General features: G+C 62.6%; 7 protein-coding genes, 1 tRNA gene and 1 pseudogene. 4 read left to right on the top strand and 5 right to left on the bottom strand.

The window, feature by feature from the left end; translation table 11 throughout:
- Nucleotides 1–122 (top strand): annotated as a pseudogene (locus ACQ4WP_RS25085) (IS481 family transposase); the annotation flags it as partial.
- A 137-nt stretch (nt 123–259) separates the two neighbouring features.
- Here ACQ4WP_RS25085 and ACQ4WP_RS25080 read toward each other — a convergent pair.
- The 5 genes from ACQ4WP_RS25080 to ACQ4WP_RS25060 all read right to left on the bottom strand — a co-directional run bounded on the left by ACQ4WP_RS25080 (nt 260) and on the right by ACQ4WP_RS25060 (nt 5,924).
- Nucleotides 260–349, bottom strand: a tRNA-Ser gene (locus tag ACQ4WP_RS25080).
- A gap of 120 nt (nt 350–469) precedes the next feature.
- On the bottom strand, nt 470–2,515 hold the full coding sequence (locus ACQ4WP_RS25075) for a putative bifunctional diguanylate cyclase/phosphodiesterase (RefSeq protein ID WP_436525382.1): 2,046 nt from the start codon (nt 2,513–2,515) through the stop codon (nt 470–472).
- Nucleotide 2,516: 1 nt separating this feature from the next.
- Nucleotides 2,517–3,641: an EAL and HDOD domain-containing protein gene (locus ACQ4WP_RS25070; RefSeq protein ID WP_436525380.1), complete on the bottom strand. Its 1,125-nt coding sequence runs from the start codon at nt 3,639–3,641 to the stop codon at nt 2,517–2,519.
- A gap of 265 nt (nt 3,642–3,906) precedes the next feature.
- Complete coding sequence (locus ACQ4WP_RS25065) at nt 3,907–4,536, bottom strand: response regulator transcription factor (protein WP_436525378.1); 630 nt, start codon at nt 4,534–4,536, stop codon at nt 3,907–3,909.
- 17 nt (nt 4,537–4,553) lie between these two features.
- On the bottom strand, nt 4,554–5,924 hold the full coding sequence (locus tag ACQ4WP_RS25060; protein WP_436525376.1) for a cache domain-containing protein: 1,371 nt from the start codon (nt 5,922–5,924) through the stop codon (nt 4,554–4,556).
- Nucleotides 5,925–6,169: 245 nt separating this feature from the next.
- Here ACQ4WP_RS25060 and ACQ4WP_RS25055 point away from each other — a divergent pair, with 245 nt between their 5' ends.
- The 3 genes from ACQ4WP_RS25055 (at nt 6,170) to ACQ4WP_RS25045 (ending at nt 11,591) form a co-directional block, all read left to right on the top strand.
- The gene (locus tag ACQ4WP_RS25055; RefSeq protein ID WP_436525374.1) at nt 6,170–8,230 is read left to right on the top strand and encodes a carbon starvation CstA family protein; all 2,061 of its coding nucleotides are present in this window, start codon (nt 6,170–6,172) and stop codon (nt 8,228–8,230) included.
- Complete coding sequence (locus ACQ4WP_RS25050) at nt 8,230–8,430, top strand: YbdD/YjiX family protein (protein WP_225243701.1); 201 nt, start codon at nt 8,230–8,232, stop codon at nt 8,428–8,430. Before ACQ4WP_RS25055 ends, ACQ4WP_RS25050 begins: the two co-directional genes overlap by 1 nt.
- Nucleotides 8,431–8,732: 302 nt before the next feature.
- Nucleotides 8,733–11,591: a hybrid sensor histidine kinase/response regulator gene (locus tag ACQ4WP_RS25045; protein ID WP_436525372.1), complete on the top strand. Its 2,859-nt coding sequence runs from the start codon at nt 8,733–8,735 to the stop codon at nt 11,589–11,591.
- Nucleotide 11,592: the final 1 nt, after the last annotated feature.

Raw genomic sequence — 11,592 nt, 5'->3', positions numbered from 1 at the left:
ACAATATCCCGCAGCGCGCCTTACACCACCAGACACCCATCCAGGCGCTCAAAGAGTGGCAGGCAAAGAAGCCGGATTTATTTGTTAAACGCGTTTATAACCAAGCGGGTCTTGACAATTAGCCGGGTCAATACTTCAAGTTGCGGAAATGGCTTCCGCAACTAGTCCTCGGGACAAGGGCCAATATCAGATTTATGCATCGTGAAATTTTGAGAAAAAAAATAAGCCCTTAATAATCAAGGGCTTATTTTCATAGTTCTGGCGGAAGCGGTGAGATTCGAACTCACGAACAGTTTAACCCGTCGCTAGTTTTCAAGACTAGTGCCTTCAACCACTCGGCCACGCTTCCTGCTGGCAGCATTATACATAAAGGTCAGTGGCTTACCAATGACTAGTACTGTCGTGGTCTTATTTTTCCCCATCGGCAAGGGCCGGGGGCTATACCTGCGCAGACACCAAGGCAGACGCCCTACATGCCCCAGTTTTCCCGCAGCGCTCTTTCAAACTCCGCAGCCGGTAGCGGGCGCGAGAACAAATAGCCTTGCACTTCGTCACAGCCAGAACTCTTCAGGAAGGCCAGTTGCTCCGCCGTTTCCACGCCTTCCGCGATCACTTTATGGTGCAGCTGCTGGGCAATGCTGATGATGGTGCTGGCGATGGCGCAGTCGCTGGCGTCTGTCGGGATGCCGGTGGTAAACGATCGGTCGATCTTTAAGGTGTCGATGGGGAAACGCTTGAGGTAGGACAAGCTTGAGTAGCCGGTGCCGAAGTCGTCCAGCGACAGGGCCACGCCCAGCGCCGTGATGCGGTCCATGATGCCGATCACGCGCTCGATGTTGTGCATCAGCGTGCTTTCCGTGATTTCCAGCTCCAGCCAGGCCGCTTCGAGGCCGTAGCGGGCCAGGGTAGCCGCCACCCTGGCGGGCAGGGCCGAGGTGAATTCGCGCGCGGAAACGTTGACGGCCAGACGGATCGACGGCAGGCCGGCCAGTTTCCACGCCTGCGCCTGGGCGCAAGCCGCTTCCAGGACCCATTCGCCCACCTGCACCACCAGGCCCGTCGATTCGGCCAGGGGAATAAACTCGGCGGGCGGGATCATGCCGTGCTGCGGGTGATGCCAGCGCACCAGGGCTTCGGCGCCGATGATGCGGCCGCTGCCCAAGGCGTATTTCGGCTGGTAGTGCAGCAGCAATTGCTGTTCCGATAACGCCTGGCGCAAGCCTGTTTCCAGGCGCATGCGCGCCTGCATGCCCAAATTCATGTCCTGGCTGTAGAAGGCCACGCTTTCCGCTTCGCCGCCGCTGTCCTGCTTGGCGCGGTACATGGCGATGTCGGCCAGGCGCAGCAGGGTTTCCGCGTCCTGCCCGTCTTGCGGATACACGCTGATGCCGATGCTGGCGCCCACGCGCAAGTCGTGGCCTTCGATCAGGAACGGCTGCACCAGGGAAGCGAGCAGCTTTTGCGCCACCATGCTGGCCTCGAAATGCTGGCCGATGTCGAACAGGCCGACGGCGAACTCGTCGCCGCCCAGGCGCGCCACCAGGTCCTGGTCGCGCAATACCTTGCGGAAACGCAGCGAGACCTGGCGCAGCAATTCGTCGCCGATGCGCCGGCCCAGGGTGTCGTTGATCAGCTTAAAACGGTTCAGGTCGATGAACAGCACGCAACCAAGCATCTTGTTGCGCTGCGCCACGCTCAGGGCCTGGTCGACCAGCTTGGCCAGCAAGGTGCGGTTGGGCAGGCTGGTCAGCGGGTCGTAATACGCCAGGTGGTGCAGGCGCTCTTCGGCCAGCTTGCGTTCCGTGATGTCCGTCAGGTAGGCGATGAGTCCGATGGGCTTGTCGTCCATGTCTTGCAGCGGCGACAAGGACAGGCTGGCCCAGAAGATCTCGCCTGACTTCTTTCGGCGGCGCACCTCCATCAGGCGTCCTCCCTGCTCCAGGAAGGCGTCGTGGAAACCCGTGTCTTCATCGTCGTACAGGAACAAAATGTTGCGCCCCACGGCTTCCACCGTAGTGTAGCCGAACAGGCGCTCAGCGCCCTTGTTCCAGCTGGTGATGTAGCCGGTCAAGTCCATCGTCAGCACGGATTCGTGCAACTGGTCGAGGATTTGCGTCTGCTGCGCCAACAAGGCTTCGACTTGCGCAAAAGCATGGGTCGAGCGTTGTGCCAGCGAATGCACCTGCAGCACACCGGCCGTCAGCGAGGCCAGGCTGGCCAGGTGGCGCCGGTCGGCGTCGTTGTACAGGCTGCGTCCCGCCACGCTGTAATGGCCGAAGCAATGGCCGTCGAAACTGATTTCCTGCAGCAAGGCGGACGCATCGCACGGGAAAAGCGCGGGCGCTACAGCGGCGTCCATGCTGGCCGCAGGCAGGAACTGGCCATGCGGGCTGGCCATCACGGCACTGGCGATACGGCCCAGTTCAGCCACCAGCGCGGGGCCACGCAAACGCACGACGGCATCGCACAGGGCGGCGCTGTTACCAAGGAAATCCGACACCGGAAGCAGGGTCATGCTAGAAGTTCCGGCTGACCTGGATGGCCCATTGGTAGGCCTGCAGCAGACTGCGCCAATAGGTTTCTCCATCAATGCCGGCGCGGCGCAGACCTTCGGGCGGCGGCGTGGTGCTTTCGACCAGCGCCAGCAAGGTGCCCAGCTCGCCATTGCGTTCGAGCAAGGCGGCGCTGACTTCGGGCGCCAGGTTCAGGGTGGCGATGATGTCCTGCATGGGCATGCCCAGCAGGACGTCGAGCAGGGAAAACACACCCGCCATGAAGGCCAGGTCTTGCGCGTCGCGGTCGCCGCCGCGCAACTGGCACAGCGCTTCCATCTGCGCCGCGCGCACGGCCGCCAGCGGCAGCAGCGCGTGGATCTTGCCGTCATCTTGCTGGCGCGCGTACAACAGCAATTGCAGCCAGCGCTGCAGCTGGCGCCGGCCCAGCAAAGTGATGGCCTGGCTGAAGCTGGTAATCGGCGCCGTGAAACCGAAGGCGGCTGAATTGACCAGTTTCAACAAATGATAGCTGAGCGATGGGTCTTGCTTGAGGGGCACTTCCAGCTCGTTCGCGTCGGCATCGCGGGCAAGCAAGCCCAGCAGCGCCAGCAGGCGGCGCCGCGACGTGGCGTCTTCCGGTTCGCTTTGCTGGCGCGCATGGTGCAGGGCGTAATCGCCGGCAAACCAGCTCACGCCCAGCGCTTGCGAGGCAGCAAACTGCTCGGCGTCGACGATGTTGTAGGCCAGGTGCGGCCCCGGCAAGGGCAGCAGCTGATGCAGGGCCGGGCGTGCGCCCGCCGCGTCAAAACTCAGCGCGCGCGCTTCGACCTGCGCCGCCGCGACGGGACCGGCATCCGCGCCATCGAGAAGAATGCGATAGCCGGCGTCGCGCCATTGCTGGCATTTTTTCTGGATTTGCTTGTCGCCGGCAAGCTGGGCCGGCAAACGGAAAATAGTGCGTTGCGGGGCCAGTTGCGCCAGCACGGCCTCGTCCACGCCATGCGGGTCGGCCAGGGGAATGATGCAGTCGAGCGGCGCCAGGAAGGCATACGCATCGGCGGCGGCCAGCGCCGCCAGCAGCGGCGCCGTCGAGGCCTGCGGTACATGCAAGGTAACAGCGACCCACTCGTTATGAGCATTGGCCACTGCTTGTAATCCCACCAACGGAAACAGGTTTGATTCAGACGCTGACATCGGTATCTCAGTGTGGGTAGGGCGCCATAGTAAATAAACTGACCAGCATTGGCAACCCTGGCCCGACAGGGATGCCATTTCGACAGCGAGAATCATTCTATCCGAATCTCACCCACGAAACAGTTTAATTTTGGCAATAAATATTCAAAAAAAACATTCCCCCGGGAGACCCGCCTGTCATGCGGGTTTGAAAAAATCGCCGTGATGCCAGCATGCTTCAGGCGCTGCCGCCATGCGCATGCTCGACCGCATACTTGATCAATTCGGCCTGCCCTTCGATACCCAGCTTGCGCTTGATGTTGAGCCGGTGCGTCTCCACCGTGCGCACGCTCAGGTCCAGGTCGCGGGCGATCTGCTTGTTCGACTGGCCCGCCGCGATGTGCTGCAGTACTTGCTGTTCGCGCGTGGTGAGAAAGGAATCGTGCACTTGCGGACGCGACAATTGCCGCGCCAGGGCCGCGCTGTAATAAATGCCGCCGGACATCACCGTCTCGATGGCGAAGACAATATCTTTCCCTGGGGCATCTTTGAGCACATAGCCGCGCGCACCGGCGGCGATGGCATGCGACACATATTCCAGCTTGTCGTGCATGGACAGGATCAGCACGGCAATCTGCGGAAACGCCTGCTTGAACAGCGCCGTCGCTTCGATGCCGTTGATGCCGCGCATATTGATATCCATCAACACGAGGTCCACCTGGTGCAGGCGCGCCTGGGCCAGGGCTTCATCGGCGCCGCCCGCCTCGGCCACCACGTCGAAATGCGCCACCGCCTCCAGGCGCGCGCGCAAGCCGTCGCGCACCAGGGGATGGTCGTCCACCAGCAGGATGTTGATCGTCTCGGTCATATCTCGGTATCTGTGAATTAGTGTGTAGGTGGAAGGGCGAGCCGCGCCAGCACCAGGGTGCCGGCCGGAGACGAGGTGATGTGCAGGCTGCCGCCGATGGCTTCCATGCGTTCCGTCATGTTGCGCAGGCCGATGCCGCGCTGCGGATGCAGGGCGATGCCGTCGAAGTCGAAGCCGCCGCCATTATCCTGGATGCGCAATTCCACCGCCTTGCCCGCCTCGTGCAGGCTTACTTCCACGCCGCGGGCGTGGGCATGACGCTCGCAATTGGTCAGCGCTTCCTGGGCGATGCGGAACAACACGGTATTGACCATGTCGGGCAAGCCTTCGCCCGCCGCCGCCGGGCTGGCCGTGAAGCTGGCTTGCGCACTGCTGCTGTCATTAAATTCGTGCACCAGGTGGTCGAGCGCGGCGGCCAGTCCCAGGTCGTCGAGGATGGCCGGGCGCAGGTTGTGCGAAATGCGCCGCACCTCGCCCAGAACCTTGTTCAGCTGCTCGGCCGCCCGTTCGAACGTGGCGGGCGCCTTGTCTTTCTGTTCGGCATTGCCGCCCAGGCGCGCGATGCCCGCCTCGATCTGCAGCTTGATGGAGACCAGCCACTGGCTGATGCCGTCATGCAAATCGCGCGACAGCCGCGCCCGCTCTTCTTCCTGCGATTCGACCACCCGCTGCGCCAGCACTTTCAGCTTGGCGTCGGCCACGCGCAGTTCGCGCAGGTTCAGCACCAGGCCGCAGGCGGCCACCAGCAGGGAGCCGAGGATGGCGATGGCGGCGATCAACTCCATGGTCGAGCGGATATTGCGTGACTGCTGGGCGTCAACCTTGGCCAGCGCCTGGTCCACATCATCCATGTAGATGCCCGTGCCCATCATCCAGCCCCATTCCGGCATCAAAATCACATAGCCAAGCTTGGGCGCGGACTTGTTCGTCGACGGCTTGATCCAGTTGTAGCGTTCAAAGCCGCCGCCGCTCTTCGCCCGCTGCATCAGGCGCTGGATGGTCAGATTGCCCTCGGCGTCGCGCAACTCCCACAGATTCTGCCCCACCAATTCGGGCTGGCGCGGATGCATCAGCGACTTGCCCTGCAAATCATAGATAAAGAAATAGCCATCGTCGCCATAGCTGAGGGCGGACAGGATGCGCTTGGCTTCCTCTTGCGTGGCGGCATCCTTGCGCCCCGACTGGTACAGGGAGGCGATGGAATGGCTGGCCAGGGTCACGTAATGCTTGAGTTCGGCTTCCTTGCTGGCCAGATACGCTTGCTGGATGGTGGCGCGCTGCTGCTCGGCCAGGGTTATGGCCTGGTGCCGCACGGCAAATGCGATGGCGCACAGGGCGAGTATGAGCGGCGTGAGGGCCAGGAAGATGACTTTCTGTCTGAGTTTCATGGCCTTGCGCGCTCCGGCGGCGTCGATGCTGGTGGGAATGCGTGATTTTACGTCGCGGTGCCGCGATAGCCCTGCGTAGTAATACTGAGCATTACTGCGTAGTCGTGCGCTTGCGGCAATTATACGATTCCTGAATACTTGCCATAAGCTGCAAATACACCAAAAGTAACATCAAACTGGCGACGACCAGGACCCGCAGCACACATCATCGCACGGCACAGCGCCCGTCAATCTCTGGAGGAAGCATGAACCGCATTTTCAAACAGCTCGGCTGGGCAGCGCTTGCGCTGGCCGGCGCCGGGTCCCTGGGCGTCGTCGCCCTGCAACGTGGCGAACCGATCAGCGCGATCTGGATCGTCATCGCCGCCGTCTGCGTCTACCTGATCGCCTACCGTTTCTACAGCCTGTTCATCGCCGACAAGGTGCTGGGCCTGGATCCGCGCCGCATGACGCCCGCCTTCAAGCACAACGATGGCCTCGACCACGTGCCGACTAACAAATACGTGCTGTTCGGCCACCATTTCGCGGCGATTGCCGGCGCCGGCCCTCTGGTCGGCCCCGTGCTGGCCGCGCAGATGGGCTATTTGCCCGGCATGCTGTGGATACTCGCGGGTGTCGTGTTTGCCGGCGCCGTGCAGGATTTCATCGTGCTGTTCATTTCCATGCGCCGCGATGGCCGCTCGCTGGGCGACCTGATCAAGGCTGAACTGGGCGAAATTCCCGGCATGATCGCCCTCCTGGGTTGCTTCATGATCATGGTCATCATCCTGGCCGTGCTGGCATTGATCGTCGTCAAGGCGCTGACCGGCTCCCCATGGGGCAGCTTCACCGTGATGGCGACCATTCCCATCGCCCTGTTCATGGGCGTGTACTCGCGCTTCATCCGCGTCGGTCGCATCGGCGAAATCTCCATCATCGGCTTTGTACTGCTGATGCTAGCCATCATCGGCGGTCAATACGTGCAGGAACACGCGGTGCTGGGTCCGATGTTCACGTTCACGGGCACGGAATTGACGTGGATGCTGATCGGCTACGGTTTCATCGCTTCCGTGCTGCCCGTGTGGCTGCTGCTGGCGCCGCGTGACTACCTGTCCACTTTCCTGAAAATCGGCACGATCCTGGGCTTGGCCATCGGCATCATCGTCGTCGCGCCTTACCTGAAAATGCCGGCCATGACCAAGTTCATCGACGGCTCCGGCCCGGTCTGGTCGGGCAATCTGTTCCCCTTCCTGTTCATCACCATCGCTTGCGGCGCCGTCTCCGGTTTCCACGCGCTGATTTCCTCTGGCACCACGCCGAAGATGATTGAAAACGAAAGCCACGCCCGCTTCATCGGCTATGGCGCCATGCTGATGGAATCGTTTGTTGCCATCATGGCCCTGGTGGCCGCCTCGACCATCGAGCCTGGCATCTATTTCGCCATGAACAGCCCGGCCGCACTGATCGGCACCACGGCAGAGTCCGCCGCACAAGCGATCTCGCAGTGGGGCTTCTACGTGACGCCGGAAATGCTGACGCAAACGGCCAAGGACGTTGGCGAGCACAGCATCATCTCGCGCGCGGGCGGCGCACCGACCCTGGCGGTCGGCATGGCGCAGATTCTCTCCGGCGCCATCGGCGGCAAGGCCATGATGGCTTTCTGGTACCACTTCGCCATTCTGTTCGAAGCGCTGTTCATCCTGACGGCCGTGGATGCGGGCACGCGTGCGGGCCGCTTCATGCTGCAAGACTTGCTGGGCAGCTTCGTGCCAGCGCTGAAACAGACGGAAAACGTCATCGCCAACCTGCTGGCCACGGGCCTGTGCGTGGCGGCCTGGGGCTACTTCCTGTACCAGGGCGTGGTCGATCCATTGGGCGGCATCAACACCTTGTGGCCGCTGTTCGGCATCGCCAACCAGATGCTGGCGGCGATTGCGCTGATCCTCGGCACTTGCGTGCTGTTCAAGATGAAAAAAGGCCGGTATGCGTGGGTCACCATCACGCCGACCATCTGGCTGCTGCTATGCACCCTGACGGCGGGCTGGCAAAAGATTTTCGATGCCAATCCGCGCGTCGGTTTCCTGGCGCACGCCAGGAAATACTCGGCGGCACTCGATGAAGGTACATTGCTGGCGCCGGCCAAGTCGGTGGCGCAGATGCAGCAGATCATCTTCAACGATTACCTGGACGCCGGCCTGGCCGCCTTCTTCGTCATCGTCGTGATCAGCGTGCTGTTCTTCGGCATCCGCACCATCATGAAGGCGCGCGCCGACAGCCGTCCAAGCACCAAGGAAACGCCGTTCCAGGCCATGCCCACGGTGCAATGATGATCGACGAAATCATCAAGGCTGGACGGTATCTGGGGCAAAGCATGCGGCTCATGTGCGGCTTGCCCGAGTACGACACCTATGTGGCGCACCGGGAAATGACCCATCCCGGCGAGCCGATGATGACGTATGAAGAGTTCTTCCGCGAGCGCCAGGAAGCCCGCTATGGCGGAGCAGGCAAACGCGGTGGCTGCTGTTAAGACACCGGACCAAACCTACTGCGCGTCGGTATAGGCGGCTTGCGATGCTCACCGTGCTCAAGCACGGTTGCGCTTCTCGGCCGTCTCTCCCTTCCGCTCGCGACGGTTTTGTCCGGCGTCTTGAACTAAAAAAATTACGGTGGTGGTTCTTTGGAACCGCCCTCCGTTGTTTCATCTCGTATAAGTTCCCCTCCCCTCTCTTCCCTTAGACCCACATCAACATCGGGGTGTGTCTTCACGTCTATATTTTCCAATAGGCATTAAAAAACAGTCAATGGGCCGACCGGAGAAGCGCCGCAACCATGTTCAATTTCCAACGCTCCAGCATCAGCCAGAAACTGACCATGATTTCAGTGCTGTCGTCGGGCTGCGCGCTGTTGCTGGTGTTCGTGGCGTTCGCCCTGACGTCCGTGCTCAGCCACAAGAACGATGAAGGCAAGCAACTGCTGTCGCTGGCGGGCGTGATCGGTGCGGCCAGCGCGGTGCCTTTGCTGGCGGGCAAGCCTGCCCAGGCGCAGGCGCAACAGGTGCTGGCATCGCTGGCCGCGCGCGACGAGATCGCCCAGGCGGCCCTGTTCGACCGGGGCGGGCGCCTGTTCGCCCTGTACCGCGCGCCGCAGCACGCGGACGGCCTGGCTACGCCGGAAGACATGGAGCCGGCCCTGCTGGCCGACATGGCCGTGCAGCCCGTCACGCAAGGCGCGGGCACGACCCTGGCGCCCGCCATGCGCTTGTACCGTCCCGTCTACCGGCCAGGCGAGCCACAACAGATCATCGGCGCCGTGCTGATCGAAGCCGACCTGAACCACATGTGGCGCGACATCGGCCGCCACGTGGGCGCCATCGGCGGCGCCACCGTGCTGTCCTTCCTGATAGCCGTGTTCCTCGCACGGCGTTTCAAGAGCGTAATCGCCGAACCGATCACCAAGCTGATTGATACAGCGCAAAAAGTGTCCAGCAGCCAGACTTACAGCCACCGCATCGCGCACCAGCGCAGCGACGAGCTGGGCGTGCTGATCGACAGTTTCAACGACATGCTGGCGCAGATCGACAGCCGCGACAGCACCCTGGCCAATTACCGCGACCAACTCGAACGCCAGGTGGGCGTGCGCACGGCGCAACTGGAAAAGGCCAAGGATGCGGCCGAGGCGGCCAGCCAGGCGAAGAGCGCCTTCCTCGCCACCATGAGCCATGAAATCCGCACGCCCATGAATGGCGTGCTGGGCATGACGGAACTGCTGCTGGCCAGCCCGCTGACGGCGCAGCAGCGCCACTACACGAGCATGGTGCAGCGCTCGGGACAGAATTTGCTGGTGATCATCAACGACATCCTCGATTTTTCCAAGATCGAGGCGGGCAAGCTGAGCGTGGAATACATCCGCTTCAATTTCCGCGAATTGCTCGACGATATAGAACACGTGTTCGCGCCGCAGGCGGAAGCCAAAAATATCAGCCTGGAATTCGATATCGCGTTTGACATTCCCATCGCCATCTGCGGCGACCCGAACCGTTTGCGCCAGATCATCGTCAATCTGCTGGGCAATGCCATCAAGTTCACGGAAACGGGCAAGGTCACCGTCAAAGTGGCCGTGTGCAGCGAAGATACGCCCAGCGTGGGCTTGCGCTTCGAGGTGCACGATACGGGCATCGGCGTGTCAAACGAGGCGCAGACGCGCATCTTCGAATCGTTCTCGCAGGCGGATGGCTCGACCACGCGCAAGCACGGCGGCACGGGCCTGGGACTGACGATCTCGAAACAGCTGGTGGAGCTGATGGGCGGCACTATCGGCGTTGATAATGCTTTAACGCAAGGATCGATCTTCTGGTTCGAAGTAAATTTCGATAAGCGGCGCGTCGACAGCGACGACCCGTCCTTCAACCTGAAAACCACGCGAGGGTTACGCGCCTTGATCGTCGACCACACACCCGCCACGCGCGCCGTACTGGAACGGCAGCTGGCCAGCTGGCACATCGTCAGCGACAGCGCCGGCACGGCCAGCGACTGCCTGGGCAAGCTGCGCGCGGCCGCGCAGGCGGGCACACCGTATGGCGTGGCCCTGCTCGACATGGAATTGCCGCGCACCAGCGGCCTGGCCCTGGCCGCCAACATCAAGAGCGACCCGCTGCTGACCGACCTCAAGCTTCTGCTGCTGAGCACGGAGCAGGCGGCGGCCGACCCGGTGCAGCGGCGCGAGGCGGGCGTGGCCTTCCAGCTGATCAAGCCGGCGCGCGAATGCGACCTGTTCGACTGCATCGTCACGCCGCCGCGCGCCAGCGAGGGCATGCGCATCCATCCGCCACACGCGGTGCGGCAGGTGAGCCGGCGCCAGCGCCGCCGCGTGCTGCTGGCCGAGGACAATCGCGTCAACGTGGAAGTGGCGCTGGCCATGCTCGACAGCCTGGGCCTGGACGTGGTGTGCGCGCGCAACGGCGAAGAAGCCTTGCAAGCGGCGCAGGCCGAGGATTTCGATTTGATACTGATGGATTGCCAGATGCCCGTGATGGATGGCTTTGCCGCCACGGCGGAAATCCGCCGCCATGAACAGCAGTGCGGCCACGCGCACGTGCTGCCCATCGTTGCCATCACGGCCAATGCGTTGCAGGGCGACCGCGAGGCGTGCCTGGCGGCCGGCATGGACGATTACCTGAGCAAACCGTTCACGCAGCAAGACCTGGGCCACACGATTGCGCGCTGGATCACCTTGCCGCGCGCGGCCACGGTGCACCACAGCGAGGCGCCGGAGCCGCAAACGCCGCAGGAGATGCCCCCCGAGCCGGCGCCGGCTCCCGCCTCCGCGACGTCCTGCCTGCCGCTGAACCGGCAGGCGCTGGAAAACATCCGCGCCCTGTCCGGCACGGATGGCGATGCGCTGCTCGAACGCATCATCCAGGCCTTTGTCGGCGAGACGCCGCGCCAATTGATCGACATGCGCGTAGCGATTGCCGGCGCGGATGCCGAAGCGCTGCGCAAGGTGGCCCACAGCCTCAAGTCGGGTAGCGCCAACGTGGGCGCCGATGGCCTGGCGCAGCTATGCAAGGAAATGGAAAAACTGGGCCGCGCCGGCAGCACCGAGGGCGCAGCTCCCCTGCTGCTGCAGATGCAGCAAGCCTTCCTGGCCGTACGCGAATCGCTGAACGCCATCCTCGTGAAGGAACACTGAC

Origin of the sequence: Janthinobacterium lyxosi, assembly GCF_051380665.1 — a bacterium.
Taxonomy (GTDB): Bacteria; Pseudomonadota; Gammaproteobacteria; order Burkholderiales; family Burkholderiaceae_D; genus Janthinobacterium.
This window is presented reverse-complemented; position numbering and strand designations above follow the sequence as displayed.